Origin of the sequence: Pantoea trifolii (assembly GCF_024506435.1) — a bacterium.
Lineage (GTDB): Bacteria > Pseudomonadota > Gammaproteobacteria > Enterobacterales > Enterobacteriaceae > Pantoea > Pantoea trifolii.
Genome location: NZ_JANIET010000001.1, coordinates 1,801,092 through 1,816,948 on the forward strand (window position 1 = coordinate 1,801,092; position 15,857 = coordinate 1,816,948).

The 15,857-nt window shown below is 55.4% G+C and carries 14 protein-coding genes; 9 read left to right on the plus strand and 5 right to left on the minus strand.

Annotated elements, in window-relative coordinates:
• Window positions 1-6 precede the first annotated feature (6 nt).
• Together NQH49_RS08370 and NQH49_RS08375 are read left to right on the plus strand one after the other, a co-directional pair.
• Window positions 7-804, plus strand: coding sequence for a glucose 1-dehydrogenase (locus tag NQH49_RS08370; protein WP_256696296.1), 798 nt, complete (start codon window positions 7-9; stop codon window positions 802-804).
• Window positions 805-1,081: 277 nt separating this feature from the next.
• Window positions 1,082-2,518 carry a YchO/YchP family invasin gene (locus NQH49_RS08375; RefSeq protein ID WP_256696297.1) on the plus strand — a complete coding sequence of 479 codons (1,437 nt, stop codon included), beginning with the start codon at window positions 1,082-1,084 and terminating at the stop codon, window positions 2,516-2,518.
• A 91-nt stretch (window positions 2,519-2,609) separates the two neighbouring features.
• On the opposite strand, the gene NQH49_RS08380 is transcribed toward NQH49_RS08375, so the two are convergent.
• Entirely contained in the window at window positions 2,610-3,683 is a 1,074-nt protein-coding gene (locus tag NQH49_RS08380) for a porin (RefSeq protein ID WP_305961177.1), read from the minus strand.
• Window positions 3,684-4,559: 876 nt separating this feature from the next.
• On the opposite strand from NQH49_RS08380, the gene NQH49_RS08385 reads away from it, so the two are divergent.
• From NQH49_RS08385 to spy, 6 genes are all read left to right on the plus strand, one after another.
• Window positions 4,560-5,780, plus strand: a complete 1,221-nt coding sequence (locus tag NQH49_RS08385; protein ID WP_154183270.1) for an aspartate aminotransferase family protein — start codon at window positions 4,560-4,562, stop codon at window positions 5,778-5,780.
• Window positions 5,777-6,808 carry an arginine N-succinyltransferase gene (gene astA, locus NQH49_RS08390; RefSeq protein WP_256696298.1) on the plus strand — a complete coding sequence of 344 codons (1,032 nt, stop codon included), beginning with the start codon at window positions 5,777-5,779 and terminating at the stop codon, window positions 6,806-6,808. Before NQH49_RS08385 ends, astA begins: the two co-directional genes overlap by 4 nt.
• Complete coding sequence (gene astD, locus NQH49_RS08395) at window positions 6,805-8,271, plus strand: succinylglutamate-semialdehyde dehydrogenase (protein WP_256696299.1); 1,467 nt, start codon at window positions 6,805-6,807, stop codon at window positions 8,269-8,271. The genes astA and astD overlap by 4 nt, the downstream gene beginning before the upstream one ends.
• Entirely contained in the window at window positions 8,271-9,599 is a 1,329-nt protein-coding gene (gene astB / locus NQH49_RS08400) for an N-succinylarginine dihydrolase (RefSeq protein ID WP_256696300.1), read from the plus strand. Before astD ends, astB begins: the two co-directional genes overlap by 1 nt.
• Window positions 9,600-9,644: 45 nt before the next feature.
• Window positions 9,645-10,640, plus strand: a complete 996-nt coding sequence (gene astE / locus NQH49_RS08405; protein WP_154152517.1) for a succinylglutamate desuccinylase — start codon at window positions 9,645-9,647, stop codon at window positions 10,638-10,640.
• Window positions 10,641-11,025: 385 nt separating this feature from the next.
• Window positions 11,026-11,523, plus strand: coding sequence for an ATP-independent periplasmic protein-refolding chaperone Spy (gene spy, locus NQH49_RS08410; RefSeq protein WP_256696301.1), 498 nt, complete (start codon window positions 11,026-11,028; stop codon window positions 11,521-11,523).
• 78 nt (window positions 11,524-11,601) lie between these two features.
• On the opposite strand, the gene cho is transcribed toward spy, so the two are convergent.
• The 3 genes from cho to NQH49_RS08425 form a co-directional block, all read right to left on the minus strand.
• Window positions 11,602-12,462 (minus strand): excinuclease Cho, encoded by an 861-nt coding sequence (cho, locus tag NQH49_RS08415; RefSeq protein WP_256696302.1) that lies wholly within the window; start codon window positions 12,460-12,462, stop codon window positions 11,602-11,604.
• A 110-nt stretch (window positions 12,463-12,572) separates the two neighbouring features.
• Complete coding sequence (nadE, locus tag NQH49_RS08420) at window positions 12,573-13,400, minus strand: NAD(+) synthase (protein WP_256696303.1); 828 nt, start codon at window positions 13,398-13,400, stop codon at window positions 12,573-12,575.
• Window positions 13,401-13,517: 117 nt separating this feature from the next.
• Window positions 13,518-14,708, minus strand: a complete 1,191-nt coding sequence (locus NQH49_RS08425) for a multidrug effflux MFS transporter (RefSeq protein WP_256696304.1) — start codon at window positions 14,706-14,708, stop codon at window positions 13,518-13,520.
• A gap of 192 nt (window positions 14,709-14,900) precedes the next feature.
• Here NQH49_RS08425 and osmE point away from each other — a divergent pair, with 192 nt between their 5' ends.
• A complete protein-coding gene (gene osmE / locus NQH49_RS08430) occupies window positions 14,901-15,236 on the plus strand; it encodes an osmotically-inducible lipoprotein OsmE (protein ID WP_007892614.1) in 336 nt (111 codons plus the stop codon).
• 55 nt (window positions 15,237-15,291) lie between these two features.
• Here osmE and NQH49_RS08435 read toward each other — a convergent pair whose 3' ends face one another.
• Window positions 15,292-15,675: a DUF6515 family protein gene (locus NQH49_RS08435; protein ID WP_101764583.1), complete on the minus strand. Its 384-nt coding sequence runs from the start codon at window positions 15,673-15,675 to the stop codon at window positions 15,292-15,294.
• Between the last annotated feature and the right edge of the window lie 182 nt (window positions 15,676-15,857).

Consider the following 15,857-nt stretch of genomic DNA (forward strand, 5'->3'; position numbering starts at 1 on the left):
GGCAATATGACACGCGATTTTAGTGGCAAAACAGTGGTGATTACCGGCGCATGCCGCGGCATTGGCGCGGGCATTGCCGCGCGCTTTGCCGGCGACGGCGCGCGATTGGTGATGGTGTCGAACTCGGAACGGGTTTTCAGCACTGCGCAGGCCATCGAGCAGCAGTTTGGTAGTGAGATTCTGGCGCTGCAGGTTGATGTTACCGATGAAGCTGAGGTACAGCAGCTCTATCAGCAGGCGGCTGAACGCTTTGGCAGCATTGATGTGTCGATTCAAAATGCGGGCGTCATCACCATCGATCGCTTCGACTCGATGCCGAAAAGCGATTTCGATAAGATCCTTGCGGTGAACACCACCGGCGTGTGGTTGTGCTGTCGCGAAGCGGCGAAATATATGGTCAAGCAGGGCAGCGGAAGCCTGATTAACACTTCGTCCGGCCAGGGACGTCAGGGCTTTATTTATACGCCCCACTATGCCGCCAGCAAGATGGGCGTGATCGGGATTACCCAGAGCCTGGCGCTGGAGCTGGCGCCGTGGCATATCACGGTGAATGCCTTCTGTCCTGGCATTATTGAGAGTGAAATGTGGGACTACAACGATCGTGTGTGGGGCGAGATCCTCAGCAGCGATAAAAAGCAGTATGGCAAAGGCGAATTAATGGCGGAGTGGGTAGAAAATATTCCGCTTAAGCGCGCGGGACAGCCGGAAGATGTCGCCGGGTTGGTGGCTTTCCTCGCTTCTGACGATGCACGCTATATCACCGGGCAGACCATCAATGTGGATGGCGGTTTAATCTTCTCCTGATAGCTCTCCGTAGCGGCGCCATTTATGGCGACCTAACTTCCAGGTGCCCATTAATGGGCACCCTACAAAACAATTGCCGCATTCTTAGGGGCGCCATTTATGGCGACCTGGCTTCCGGGTGCCCATGAATGGGCACCCTACAAATCCGAAAGTACGCATCATTGTCTTAATCGAAACCAGACATTTCCGGCACTTGCATCAGAATATGCTAGGGTAGACTTATGCACTTTTGTGAGCCACCTCAAATTCTGAACTGGGTCGAACCCTATTTTTAGCTATGTTATCTACTTTGTTATCACTCAAAAGCGTGCGATATCTCTCTGGTTTTTCATTACTTGCTGCATCCGCGCCTGCGCTGGCGTTGATTTCTGACACTAAACTCGCCGATGCGCCGTTTAGCGATCCCACACGTTTCCAGAAAATGGCCGATCAATTGCCCGCGTTGGGCTATCAGGACGAAACCGAAGCGTTTAACAAAAAGCTGGCGACCATTGCCAAAAGCATTGGCGAAGCCAGCCAGAACAGCACCGACGACAATTCCTTAAGCCAACAGGCCGGTCTGTGGGCCTTTAATCATTTCCGCGATGAAGTGGGAAATCGACTGGTCAATGAAGGTCAATCATTGCTGTCGCCGTATGGCAACGCGCAGATCGACTTTAACGTGGACATCGACGGCAACTTTAACGGCAGCGGTGCTTCGCTGCTGACACCGTGGGCGGATAACTATCGCTACCTGACCTTCAGTCAGGTGGGTTTGCATCAAACCGATGATGGGCTGGTGGGCAATGTGGGTCTTGGTCAGCGCTGGATGGCGGGCAAATGGCAGCTGGGCTATAACGGCTTTGTTGACCGCATGTTCAGCAGCGGCCTACAGCGCGCTTCGCTGGGTACCGAAGCGTGGGGGGATTATCTGCGCTTCTCCGCCAACTACTACACGCCGCTCTCAGGCTGGCAGGATCGCAATCCCTTCCAGCAGCAGCGAATGGCGCGCGGCTACGATTTCACCACCCAGGGCTATTTGCCGCAGTATCGCCAGCTCGGTGCATCGGTGAGCTGGCAGCAATATCTTGGCGATAACGTCGATCTGTTTAGCTCCGGCAATCGCTACCACAATCCGTCGGCATTGACCTTTGGTGTCACTTATACGCCAGTGCCGCTGGTGACCTTATCCGCCAGCCACAAAACCAGCGACAGCGGTGAGAGCCAGGATCAACTCGGCTTGCGTCTCAACTACCGCTTTGGCGTGGCGCTCAGCCAGCAACTGAGTCCGGATAATGTCGCGGCGGCGCACTCGCTGCGCGGCAGTCGTTACGATAACGTGACGCGCAGCTATACGCCGGTGCTGGAATATCGCCAGCGTAAAACGCTGTCGGTATTTCTCGCCACGCCGCCGTGGCAGCTGAATGGCGGAGAAAGTTTGCCGCTGAAATTGCAGATCCGCAGCACCAACCCAATCACTAAAGTGATGTGGCAGGGCGATACGCAGGCGCTAAGCCTGACGCCGGGTGCTAATCCCAACGATCCGCAGGGCTGGAGCGTAATCATGCCCGCGTGGGATAGCTCGCCTGGCGCGCATAACAGTTATCGCTTGTCGGTGGTGTTAGAAGACAGCAAACAGAATCGCGTCACCTCGAATGAGATTGTCCTGCAATTGCAGCCGCCGTTCTCACTGGATCAGGGCGATGATAATCGCTTTGATTTGATGGCGCCGTAATTGCCACTCGCCAATAGAAAAAGGGCAGCTTTCGCTGCCCTTTGCGCATATTCAGCCGACACTAGCCGAATAGCAATGAGGGTAAAGCAACTTAGAACTGGTAAACCAGACCCACAGCGGTGACATCGTCAGTTGGGATGTTCAGCGCATTGTTGTCTTTCAACAGGTTAATTTTGTATTCAGCATACACAGACATGTTTTTGTTGAAGTAGTAAGTCCCGCCAACACCAACGTATTTGAAGATGTCAGCGTCGCCAACGCCTTCAACGTCTTTAGCTTTAGAGGATACATAGCCGATTGAAGGACGCAGACCGTTCAGGAACTGGTACTGTGCAACCGCTTCAAAGTTAACCGCTTTGTTAGCAAAACCACCCGTGATTGGCGTCGCGTTCAGCGTTTCGCCATAGATGGTTGCCAGGTAAATCTGGTTCGCGTCGTATTTCAGACCTGCGGTCCAATGCTGTGCTTTGTCACCGTCACCACGCGCTGCCAGGTTCTGGGTATTGGTACGATCCAGGCTGGCGTAGGCGGCCAGCAGGCTCAGACCGAAATCGAAGTCGTATGAGGTTGACAGCGCATAGCCATCACCATTCGAACGGCGTACCGCAACGCTTGCATCGGTACGATCGTTTTTACCTTCGTACTGAGCGGCGACGTTCCAGCCTTTCACCAGACCGAAGAAATCTTTGTTACGCCAGGTCAGCACGCCACCAGAGCGGCCAGACAGGAACGCATCGGTATAACCGGAATCACCGCCGAAGAATGGCAGCATATCGGTAACGCCCAGCACGTCATAAATCAGGCCGTAGTTACGACCGTAATCGATTGAGCCAAACTGACCAAATTTCAGGCCAGCAAAGCCCAGACGGGTTTTGTTACCGTTGTTGGCATCGCTGCCTTCAGAGTTGGTGAGGCTGTACTGATACTGCCATTGACCATAGCCGGTCAGCTGGTCGTTAATCTTGGTTTCGCCTTTAAAACCCAGACGGCTATAAGACGAGGTGTCGCCATTTGACGCATCGTTATCAGAGAACAGATGCGAGACGTTAATTTTGCCGGTCAGATCCAGTTTGTTGCCATCTTTATTATAGATTTCGGCGGCCTGAGCCGAAGAAAGTCCCAGCAGTAAAGGCATCACTGCTGCCAGTAAGGAGCGCTTCATCATTTAATTTTTACCCTGTGATATTTTTTAATTTTGTACCCTTGTTCGGGGTGAAAAGAAAATGACACAAAAGGTTCAAGATCGACAGTGCAATATATGTAACTAAATATTTCTAGTTAACTTTTTGTGTAATTTTTAATCTTAAATTCCATTATGTGGAATTTTGTATTGGTTAAACTTATCCCTAAAGCAACAAGGGATATGAATGTTTAAATAGTTATCTCAATGATTTTATTCTATAATTTAAAAATTAAAGATGCGTAAATAAAGTAACTAGCTTGTTCGTGAAATAGCACAAGCCTATGCATAATTGTTCAATAGAAAATATCTGAATCCAGCTAATCGTTAGCAGAGTAATTATCTGGTTCATGGCTTTGTGTCTGTTTATTTCTGTTCTGATAATAACCTTGGTCACAAAATGTTATTTAGCTTTCGTTTAATAACGAACTGGCGAAATAATATTCAATTTGACTATGTAAATGTTAAAAACCGATTAATCCACTCCATGCTAAATCTGCACCGCGCTAACACTTTCCTGCACCAATCAGGCACATCTCGCCCCAAAAAAGTGCGTTTATCGCATTAATTTGGCGAAATATTTCCTGCCCGATCACAAAAGCAATATTTCATTTTGCCAATGCATAAATCCGCTAAATAAATTACTGCTATTCAGCCTGCATCAGACTGATATTCACTTTTTATGCAATTAATGTGAATAGTGGTACTGGTTAAGTTATTGATATTTCGTGGTGGCAAGACGTTTATGCATTTTTGCGGCTGGCTGGCACGCTATCTGCAAGATACAGTAGAGCTGCCACTTAACATTTTTAACAATTTCAAAACAAAGGCTTCACCGGGTGTGGAGCAGGAGAAAGGGCTATGTCACAGCAGGTTTCGCGTCAAAATTTCGATCAATGGATGATGCCAGTTTATGCACCCGCGGCTTTTGTACCGGTTCGTGCTGAAGGTTCTACGCTGTGGGATCAGCAAGGCAAAGAGTATATCGACTTCGCCGGTGGCATTGCGGTTAACGCCTTAGGTCATGCGCATCCCGCGTTGCAGCAGGCGCTAACCGAACAGGCGAGCAAACTGTGGCATACCGGTAACGGCTACACCAACGAACCGATCCTGCGTCTCGCCAAACAATTGATTGATGCTACCTTTGCCGACCGCGTGTTCTTCTGTAACTCCGGCGCCGAAGCGAATGAAGCAGCACTGAAGCTGGCGCGTAAAACCGCGCATGACCGTTTTGGTGCTGAGAAAAATGGCATCGTTGCCTTTAATAACGCCTTCCACGGTCGCACGCTGTTTACCGTGACAGCGGGCGGACAACCGGCTTATTCCCGTGATTTTGCGCCGCTGCCGCCAGCGGTTGAGCATGCTAATTTCAACGATTTGGCCTCGGCGGCCGCGCTGATCAATGACCAAACCTGCGCGGTGATCGTCGAGCCGATTCAGGGGGAAGGCGGCGTGCTGCCAGCCGATCCGTCTTTCTTGCGCGGGCTGCGCGAACTCTGCGATAAGCATCATGCGGTGCTGATTTTTGATGAAGTACAGAGCGGCGTGGGGCGTACCGGTTCGCTGTACGCCTATATGCACTACGGCGTGACGCCGGATGTGTTAACCACCGCCAAAGCGCTCGGTGGCGGCTTCCCGATTGGTGCCATGCTGACGCGTGAAGATTTAGCGCAGGTAATGGGCGTCGGCACGCACGGCACCACGTACGGCGGCAACCCGCTGGCGGGCGCCGTCGCGGGCAAAGTGATGGAGTTGATCAACCAGCCAGCCTTTATGGCGGGCGTAACCGAGCGTCATCAATGGTTTGTTACTGCGTTGCAGGAACTTAACCAGCGTCTGCCGGTGTTTAAAGAAGTGCGCGGATTGGGACTGCTGATTGGCGCGGTGCTGAACGACGATTTCGCCGGTAAAGCCAAACAGTTCAACCTCACTGCGGCCGAAGAGGGCGTGATGGTGCTGATTGCCGGTGCCAACGTGGTGCGTTTTGCGCCAGCGCTGAACATCAGCGAGCGTGAAGTAAAAGAAGGCCTGGCGCGCTTCGAACGTGCCTGTGAACGCGTGCTCAAAGGAGCCACATCATGATGGTGATTCGCCCCGTCGAACGTGACGATCTTTCGCAGTTGTTGTCGCTGGCGGGCAAAACCGGGGGCGGCTTAACCTCGCTGCCTGCGGATAGCGATACGCTCAAAGCCCGTATTGAGCGTTCGCTGCTCACCTGGCAAGGTGCGCTGCCGCCTGCCGAACAAGGCTATGTGTTTGTGCTGGCCGACAGCGAAGACAATCGCGCCGTCGGCATTTGCGCCATCGAAGCGGCGGTAGGTTTGCAGGATCCCTGGTACAACTTCCGCGTCGGCACGCAGGTGCACGCCTCGAAAGAGCTGAATGTGTATGCCAGCCTGCCGACGCTGTCGCTGAGCAACGATCACACCGGCAGCAGCGAGCTGTGCACGCTGTTCCTCGATCCCGATTACCGCGATGGCAAAAACGGCCATCTGCTGTCGAAATCGCGTTTTCTGTTTATGGCTAACTTCCGCGACCGCTTTATGAAACACGTGGTGGCGGAGATGCGTGGCGTCAGCGATGAGAATGGCCACTCGCCCTTCTGGGACAGTGTCGGCAGCCGCTTCTTCTCGATGGAGTTCAGCAAAGCCGATTTCCTCAGCGGCACAGGCCAGAAAGCCTTTATCGCCGAGCTGATGCCCAAACATCCGCTCTACATTCATTATCTGTCTGAAGCGGCGCAAAAAGTAATTGGCGAAGTCCATCCGAAAACCGCGCCGGCGCGTGCGGTGCTGGAGGCGGAAGGCTTCCGCTATCTCAACTATGTCGACATCTTCGACGGCGGCCCGACGCTGGAGTGCGAAATCGATCGCATCCGTGCCATTCGCAAGAGTCGCCAGTTAACCGCAGAGAGCGGTGCCGCCGATGAAAGCTGGCCGCTGTGTCTGGTGGCAAACGCCGATTACCAGCATTTCCGCGTGGCGCTGCTGCCGGTGGATATGGCATCCGGCACGGTGAAACTAACTGAAAGCCAGCGCGCGGCGCTGCACTGCAACATTGGCGATCAACTGCGTGTGGTCACGCTGTGTCGCGAGGAGAAAAAAGCATGACGCATTTTATACAAGGTCAATGGGTGACCGGCGGCGCTGATGCCCTGAGCAAACAGAATCCGGTAACCGGCGAAACGCTGTGGCAGGGCAAAGCGGCATCGGCAGCACAAGCGGCTACGGCCTGCGAAGCGGCGCGCGCGGCGTTCCCGCAGTGGGCGAAAAAACCGTTTGCGGAACGTCAGGCGCTGGTGGAAGGTTTTGCCCGTCTGCTCGAAAGCCATAAAACCGCGCTGGCGGAAACCATCGCCCAGGAAACCGGCAAGCCGCGCTGGGAAACGCTGACCGAAGTGCAGGCGATGATCAACAAAATCGTCATTTCGATTAAGGCCTATCACAGCCGCACCGGCGAACAGGCCGACGGCGAGAGCTCGTTGCGCCATCGTCCGCACGGCGTGCTGGCGGTATTTGGTCCCTATAATTTTCCCGGTCATCTGCCGAACGGCCATATCGTGCCGGCTCTGCTGGCGGGGAACTGCGTGGTGTTTAAGCCAAGCGAGCTGACGCCGCTGACGGCAGAAAAAACCGTACAGCTGTGGGAACAAGCCGGTTTACCGGCGGGCGTGATGGCGCTGCTACAGGGCGGGCGTGAAACCGGCCAGGCGCTGGCCAATGCAGCGCAAATTGATGGCCTGCTGTTTACCGGTAGCGCCGCCACCGGCTATCACCTGCATCGTCAGTTCGCCGGGCAGCCAGAAAAAATGCTGGCGCTGGAGATGGGCGGCAACAATGCGCTGATTGTCGAAGATCCCTCTGATCTCGATGGTGCGGTACATATCGCTATTCAGTCGGCCTTTATTACCGCCGGACAGCGCTGCACCTGTGCGCGTCGTCTGCTGGTGAAGCGGGGCGCGGCGGGCGATGCCTTCCTGCAGCGTTTGGTTGAGGTCAGCGCGCGCTTGCAGCCTGGCGCGTGGAATGCCGAGCCGCAGCCGTTTATGGGCAGCGTGATTTCACCCGCCGCCGCCGGACATATTTTTGCCGCCTGGCAGCAGCAGGTGGAAAAGGGCGGAAAAGTGTTGCTCGGCATGCACTGGCCGGATCGCGACAGCGCCATCATCACGCCGGGCATCATTGATGTGACCGAAGTGAAAGAGTTAGCGGATGAAGAGGTGTTTGGTCCGCTGCTGCAGGTGATTCGCTACGACAGCTTCGAGCAGGCAATTGCCATCGCCAATAACACCCGCTACGGCTTGTCATGCGGCCTGATTTCGCCGCAGCGCGCGCAGTTTGATCAGCTGCTGCTGGAGGCGCGCGCCGGGATTGTTAACTGGAACAAACCGCTGACCGGTGCGGCCAGCACCGCACCCTTTGGTGGCATTGGCGCCTCGGGGAATCATCGTGCCAGCGCATGGTACGCCGCTGATTATTGCGCGTGGCCAATGGCGTCGCTGGAGAGCCCAAGCCTGGCGCTGCCGGGCAGCTTATCGCCGGGCCTCGATTTCTCCGCGCAGGGAGCGAAATAATGAAAGCGTTTGAAGCCAACTTTGATGGGCTGGTCGGCCTGACACATCACTACGCGGGATTGTCGTTTGGTAACGAAGCCTCGACGCGCAATCAGCTGCAACCTTCGAACCCGCGTCTGGCGGCGAAACAGGGCTTGCTGAAGATGAAAGCGCTGGCGGATATGGGCTACGTGCAGGGCGTGATCCCGCCGCACGAACGTCCTAATCTGCCGCTGCTGCGCCAACTTGGTTTTAACGGCAGCGATGAGCAAGTGCTGGCGCAGGCGGCGAAGCACGCGCCGCAGCTGCTGTCGGCGGCCAGCTCCGCTTCAGCCATGTGGGTGGCCAATGCCGCCACGGTGTCGCCGTCGGCGGATAGCGCCGATGGACGCGTGCATTTCACCGTCGCCAATCTGAATAACAAATTCCACCGCGCCATTGAGGCGCCGGAAACGGCCGATCTGCTGCGCGCCATTTTCCGTCATCCGCAGCACTTCAGCGTGCACGATGCGCTGCCGCAGGTGGCGCAGTTCGGTGATGAAGGCGCGGCCAATCACAATCGCTTCGGCAGTGATTATGGCGATGCGGGCGTGCAGCTGTTTATTTATGGCCGCGATGGGCAGCAGCAGGGCGCAACACCGGCACGTTATCCGGCGCGCCAAACCCGTGAAGCCAGCGAAGCGGTGGCGCGTTTGCATCAGCTCGATGCGCAGCGCACGCTGTTTGCCCAGCAAAATCCGGCGGTGATCGATCAGGGCGTGTTTCATAACGATGTGATTGCGGTGAGCAATCAGCAGGTGCTGTTCTGCCATCAGGATGCCTTTGTTAATCAACCGCAATTGCTCAACGACCTCGCCGCGCGCGTTAGCGGTTTCCAGCCGATTGAAGTGCCGCGCGATAAAGTGTCGGTGACCGATGCGGTCAATACCTATCTGTTTAACAGCCAGCTATTGCAGCGTGCCGATGGCGGAATGCTGCTGGTGCTGCCCGAAGAGTCGCGCCAGCATGCGGGCGTGTGGCGTTATCTCAGCGAGCTGGTGGAGAGCGGCGGGCCAATTCGTGAACTGAAAGTGTTCGATCTGCGTGAAAGCATGTTTAACGGCGGCGGCCCGGCCTGTTTACGTATGCGCGTAGTGTTAACCGAAACCGAGCGTCAGGCGCTGAATCCGGCGGTGCTGATGAACGATCGTCTGTTCGCCACGCTCAACGATTGGGTGGATCGCCACTACCGCGATCGCCTAACCCAGGCCGATTTAGCCGACCCGCAACTGCTGCGTGAAGGGCGCACCGCGCTGGATGAGCTGACGAAGCTGCTAGACTTAGGCAGTGTCTACGCGTTTCAGCGTTAACGCCGGGGTGAGAGGTTCGCCCCACGTCGTTAAAAAGGAGTGAACATGCAGGATTTTTTACAGCAGACTTTGTCTGGTGAGCCGCCACAGCAAAGAGAGGGCAGCAACGATCATCTGAGTTGGCAATGGCATAACGAGGGACTTCTGTCCCTCACGCCGCACACGCCCACGCAGCAGGCGCTGGTGCTCTCTGCGGGCATTCACGGCAACGAAACCGCGCCGGTGGAGATTCTCAATCTGTTGCTGACGCCATTATTAAAGGGCGAGAAACCGCTGGCGGTGCGTTTGCTGGTGATTTTGGGTAACCCCGCCGCGTTGCGCAGCGGCAAACGCTACCAGCAATACGATATCAACCGCCTGTTTGGTGGCCGCTGGCAGCAGGTGGCCGATGTACCGGAAGCGCAGCGTGTGTTGCAGCTCGAGCAGGAGCTCGAGAGTTTCTGGCGTGCCTGTCTCGATCACGAAGTGCGCTGGCACCTTGATCTGCATACCGCGATTCGCGGCTCGTATCATGCGCGTTTTGGCGTGATGCCGCTGAATCCTAATCCGTGGCCCGAACAGTTTATGCACTGGCTGGCGGCGGCAGAAATGGAGGCGCTGGTGTTCCACCGTTCACCGGGCGGCACCTTCACCCATTACAGCTGTGAGCACCATAATGCGGCGAGCTGCACGCTGGAGCTCGGCAAGGCGTTGCCGTTTGGTGAGAACGATCTGAGTCAGTTTAGCGGCGTGCAGCGGGCGCTGGCGGCGTTGCTGTATGGCGAGACCTTGCCGGAGGTGCGCGAGCAGCCGCGCCATTATCGCGTGGCGCAGCAGCTGACCCGTCACGGTGATAAGTTTGTGTTGCACATGGGGCCAGAGACACTGAACTTCACCGCGTTCCCGCAGGGCACGCTGCTGGCGGAAGAGGGCGATCGGCGCTACTACGTACAGCAGGCGCGCGAATATGTGCTGTTCCCCAATCCGAATGTCGCGCCGGGATTGCGCGCCGGGCTGATGTTGGTGGAGGAGAATGAACAGACGCAGGCGCTGGCGTTGTAATTTTCCCTCACCCTAACCCTCTCCCGCAGGCGGGAGAGGGAATCGATCGAGCTAACATGTTACAGCGTTTCCCTCTCCCTGTGGTAGAGGGCCGGGGTGAGGGCATCAAAGTGCAGAGGCGTTAAAACCGCCGACATTTCCCTTCCTGAAAACCAACAATACCGTTACACTCCTCCTTAATTCCTGCGTTTTTCCCTTGATTGTCATAAACTTTTGCAATTCCTCACGCATTTCTTCTCTTTCTCTCCATGATTGCCTGATCTCTGTCTTTTATGCTTTCAGGGCTTTACTCAGCCTCTGAGTAGTTGACGTTCAGCGTCGTATGCTTGTTTCCGAAGACGCGACACCGGCTGTCGTCATTAAACTGATAAGTAAGGACAATATTATGCGTAAATTAACTTCTGTGTTCCTGGCTACCGCAATGGCTCTTGGTGCTGCAAATATCGTCCATGCAGCGGCAGACAACCTGACTCCGCCGCCAGCAGGCAGCGAAAAACCGATGCACAAGCCGCCGATGCGACATCACGGTATGGAGATGATGTTTAAAGGTCTGAACCTGACCGATGCGCAGAAAGCGCAGATCAAAACTATCCTGCGTGAAGGCCACAAAGAGATGAAGCGCCCGTCGCTGGAAGAGCGTCGTGCTGACCATGCCATCATCGCTTCCGATACCTTTGACCGTGCGAAGGCTGAAGCGCAGGCCGAGAAGATGACCGCGAACGCCAAAGATCGTGCGCTGCAGATGATGGAAACCCAGAACAAGATCTACAACGTGCTGACACCAGAGCAGAAGAAACAGTACAACGCGAACTTTGAGAAGCGCTTAACCGAGAAAGGCCCGCACGATGGCAAAATGACGCCACCGCCGGCTGATGCTGAATAAGTTCTTTCGCTAACTGAATAGAGACCGCCGGGGTTGTCCATCGCATCTGATGCTTTGGGCAACCTCGGCGGTTTTGTTTTACAACTCGATCAGCGGGAACACGCCAGAAAGCAGCGGACGACAGAGGATTTTATAACCGTCATGATCGAAACCGTGCGAGGCGCGCTGCAGCTGGCGTGCTTCGGCTTCATTGTTTACCGATCCCAGCCAGAACCAGTGATCGATCACATGGATTTGGGTGAGGTCTGTGCCCGTTTCCACCATGCCAACCGGGCCTTGCCACGGCCAGCACTGAATGCGCATTTGCTCTAACGCCGCATGCAAGCGCTGCTGATGCTCAGCAACCGATTCGTTACCGCAGCAGGCACCGGCGCAGCGTTTCAGGGCGGAGCGAAAACAGCCGCGTCCCGGGCGCAACGATTCCAGCCCCAGCAATCCGTGACACAAACGCTGCTCATCGGCGATGGCTTTTAGCTTCTCCAGCGCGGCAAAGCGACTGCGAAACAGGCCATAGAGATTGGGCGAGCGCGAGAAGTCGAGATCCTTTGCATATACCACCTGCGGCGCACCGTCACCCAGCTGCAGCGAACAGAGCTGGCGATTCTTACGCAGGCGCTTATTAAATAGCGGCTGTTGCGTTTTGATCATCTGTGCTTCCAGCAGCTGTGCGCCGACGTCGCCAGCCGTGGGAATCCAGGTGACGCGTCGCGCCTGACGCAGCATTTTGGCTTCATCCGGCGTGCGGAAATGCGCCATCACCCGACTGCGCAGGTTGACGCTTTTGCCGATATACAACGGCAGATTTTCGCTTTCACCGTGAAAGGTATAGACGCCCGGCTGGTTGGGTAAACCTTCCAGCCACTGACGTAAATGTTCGGGGTATTGATAGATTGCTGCCGCATCGAAATCGAGGCGGTGGCTGGCTGCACGTCTGACCAAAGCACACTCCAATTACTGGTTGTCTATCCAGTGTATCAAACTGTGCTTTTTATCGCCAGTCAGCGGCGAGGAGAAAATTTCCCGCACGGACGGCGGGAAACTAAACGCGCTTATTTCTTCCAGAAATCGTCGAACACGGTGATCGGCGGACGACGTTTATGCTCGGTTTTCAGATACCAGCCTTCGATGGTTTTCGCAGCAGCGGCATCAATGGTTTTGCCTTCCAGATAAGCATCGATTTGCTGATAAGTGACGCCGAGCGCCACTTCATCCTGCAAGCCGGGACGATCATCTTCCAAATCGGCGGTCGGATGTTTGAGATAGAGGTGCTCCGGGCAGCCCAGCGTTTTCAGCAGCTGTTTGCCCTGGCCTTTGTGCAGACGGAAGATCGGGTTGATGTCGCTGCCGCCGTCACCGTACTTGGTGAAGAAACCGGTGATCGCTTCTGCCGCATGGTCAGTACCGACCACCACGCCTTTGGTCATGCCGGCAATGCTGTACTGCGCTTTCATGCGCTCACGCGCTTTTTCATTGCCGCGCACGAAATCCGACACCGTGATACCTGCGTCTTTCAGCGCACGTTCGCTGGCCAGAATCGCTTCTTTAATGTTCACCACCAGCGTGCGGTCCGGCTGGATAAACGCCAGCGCGTCCTGACAATCCTGCTCATCGGCCTGCACGCCATACGGCAAACGCACGGCGATAAAGGTGTAATCGTTATCGCCGCTCTCTTCACGCAGTTCGCGAATCGCGATTTGCGACAAAATGCCGGTTAGCGTCGAATCCTGGCCGCCGCTGATGCCGAGCACCAGCGTTTTCAAAAAGGGATGGGCTTTCAGGTAAGACTTCAGAAAATCAACGCTGACGCGGATCTCCTGCTGCGGGTCGATAACGGGCTTTACACCAAGGGCTTCAATGATTTCCTGTTGCAGTGACATGAACCTCTCCTCAAGTCAGTAGCCTGACGGCACAATGCGAATCATCTGCTAAAGCTAACGCCTCTCCCCACAAACAACAAGCCGCACGGCTGGTTGTTCAGGTTATTTGCTGGCAAATCAGGCGTTTTTTGCCTTCTGCACCAGCAAATTGAACGACACAATCGCCAGCATAAAGCAGCCAAAGATGGTGCCGGTCATGCTCGCCACCGATGTGCCGCCCAGGCCGGTGATCGGCACGCTGATGGCACCAAAGGTGAACATGCACACGCCAATCACCGCCGAGGCGCTGCCCGCACGCTGGCCCTGGCTCTGCATCGCCAGCGAAGAAGCGGTGGTAGCAATCACGCCGTTACTGGCAATGGTGAAGAACAGTGCGACCAGCAGAATCGGCAGCGCGGCGCCTGTCAGTCCCGCCAGCAGCAAACAGCTCGAGGCGACAAATGCCAGCGTCAGGCCGCCTTTTAACACGCGGTATTCACCCCACAGCGGACAGAGGCGCGCACTGGTTTGTGATGCAATAATCAGGCCGAGACCGTTGGCAGCGAAGCAGAAGCTGAAGGCTTGCGGTGTCAGCCCGTACAGCTGTTGCAGTACAAATGGCGAGGCGCCGATGTAGGCAAACATGCCGGACATCATAAAACCTTGCGTCAGGCAGAAGCCCATAAACTGACGATGCGAGACAACCTGGCCGAGCGCCGCCCAGGTAGAAAAGATCGAGCCCTGACTGCGGCGCTCAGGCGGTAAAGTTTCGTGCAATTTCCAGCGGGCGAGAAAGATCAACACGATGGCGATGCAGCCGAGCACCACGAAAATGCCGCGCCAGTTGAGCACCGTCATCAAGGCTCCGCCCAGCACCGGCGCACCAATTGGCGCTAACCCGTTGACCAGCATCAGCAGGGCAAAGAAACGCGTCAGTTCATGACCGCTGTACATATCACGGGCAATCGCACGCGACAGCACCGCGCCGCCTGCGCCCGCCAATCCTTCAAATAAACGAGCCACTAACAGCGAGTTGATATCTTTTGCCAGCGCACAGCCAATCGAAGCAATAAACAGCAGCACCAGCGATAACAGCAGCGGACGCAGGCGACCAAATTTGTCGCTCATTGGGCCAAACAGCAACTGACCGGCACCCAAACCGAGCAAGCCGGCGGTGAGGCTCAGCTGCGCCGTGGCGGTTTCGGTGTGCAGATCGTGCGCCAGTTCCGGCAGCGCCGGCAGGTAAAGGTCGATACAAAGTGGCCCGAGCGCAGCGAGCAGGCCCAGCGTGATGGCATAAACCAGCCGATGAGAAGGTGCAGGTGTCATTAATCCTCTGTCTTTATTCATTGCTATAGGTATTTTTTCGCGGGTGATTATACGAACCGTAGCGCATCAACACAGCATTTTTACCAAATCCTAACGCTTCGGAATTTAGCTAAATTTATCCCATAAAGTTGATAAATCTGGATTTATGTTCCAGGCTAATTTCACACGGACAAAAAAACGAGGAACAACAACATGAATAAAGTGATGGGATGTATCGCTGCCGCTATGACGCTGGCAGCCCTGTCTGGTTGTACGACTTATGACAAAGCTGAAAGCTACGTAACCAAGCCTGTGGTGAAGGATGTGAAGAAAGGGATGACGCGCGATCAGGTTCGCCAGATTGCCGGTCCAGCTTCTACTGAAATCACCATGGTTCACGCCCGCGGTACTTGCCAGACCTACGTGATTGGCGAGCGCGACGGCAAACCGCAGACCTATTTCGTTAGCTATAACGATACCGGTCGCGTCATGAACTACGGTTTCCAGAGCTGTAAAGACTACGATACCGATCCGCAAGCGGCTCAGTAATCGCAGCAGAATAAGAAACGGCCCGTCATTGACGGGCCGTTTTTCCTTGTGGCGCTTATAAACCGTAAGGACGCGGCACTTCGATATACTCGCCGCCAATCTCGCGCTGGTAGTAATGACCTTCCTGCACGTAATAACGCTTGCCGTTGAAATCCAGCACGCGCATACCGCCGCCCGGCGGGGCTTCAGGCGGCTGCACCACCACATAGGTGTCGCCCTGACGCTGATAGTAGTTACCGTTCAGCATGTAATAGGTCAGACCGCCCAGCAACACGGCGGTTGCTGCTTCGGGTAGGAAACGCAGCGGGCCGGGCCCCCCCCAACGTGGACCTCCACCCCAATGCGGGCCTGGGCCGGGGCCCCAACCGCCGGGATGGGCAAAACTGATGGCTGGTGTTAATAAGGTTAACGCCAGCACCGAGGCGATAACTGTTTTCATCGGTGATTCTCCTGCTGTGATTAACTGCAGAATTGGCCTTCCTGAGCGAAAACTCAAGCGAAAAGCGGCTGATTTTTCCTCTGTTCACCATGCTTAACGTTTTCCTGACGCTAGCGCCATGATTGGGGGGGATTGGGGAGGAAAGAACATAAAAAAACGGCAGACCTTGCGGTCTGCCGTTG

Coding starts and splice junctions, on each gene's coding strand:
- NQH49_RS08370 (WP_256696296.1), top strand. CDS start 7: ATGACACGCGATTTTAGTGGCAAAACAGTGGTGATTACCGGCGCATGC.
- NQH49_RS08375 (WP_256696297.1), top strand. CDS start 1,082: ATGTTATCTACTTTGTTATCACTCAAAAGCGTGCGATATCTCTCTGGT.
- NQH49_RS08380 (WP_305961177.1), bottom strand. CDS start 3,683: ATGATGAAGCGCTCCTTACTGGCAGCAGTGATGCCTTTACTGCTGGGA.
- NQH49_RS08385 (WP_154183270.1), top strand. CDS start 4,560: ATGTCACAGCAGGTTTCGCGTCAAAATTTCGATCAATGGATGATGCCA.
- astA (WP_256696298.1), top strand. CDS start 5,777: ATGATGGTGATTCGCCCCGTCGAACGTGACGATCTTTCGCAGTTGTTG.
- astD (WP_256696299.1), top strand. CDS start 6,805: ATGACGCATTTTATACAAGGTCAATGGGTGACCGGCGGCGCTGATGCC.
- astB (WP_256696300.1), top strand. CDS start 8,271: ATGAAAGCGTTTGAAGCCAACTTTGATGGGCTGGTCGGCCTGACACAT.
- astE (WP_154152517.1), top strand. CDS start 9,645: ATGCAGGATTTTTTACAGCAGACTTTGTCTGGTGAGCCGCCACAGCAA.
- spy (WP_256696301.1), top strand. CDS start 11,026: ATGCGTAAATTAACTTCTGTGTTCCTGGCTACCGCAATGGCTCTTGGT.
- nadE (WP_256696303.1), bottom strand. CDS start 13,400: ATGTCACTGCAACAGGAAATCATTGAAGCCCTTGGTGTAAAGCCCGTT.
- NQH49_RS08425 (WP_256696304.1), bottom strand. CDS start 14,708: ATGACACCTGCACCTTCTCATCGGCTGGTTTATGCCATCACGCTGGGC.
- osmE (WP_007892614.1), top strand. CDS start 14,901: ATGAATAAAGTGATGGGATGTATCGCTGCCGCTATGACGCTGGCAGCC.
- NQH49_RS08435 (WP_101764583.1), bottom strand. CDS start 15,675: ATGAAAACAGTTATCGCCTCGGTGCTGGCGTTAACCTTATTAACACCA.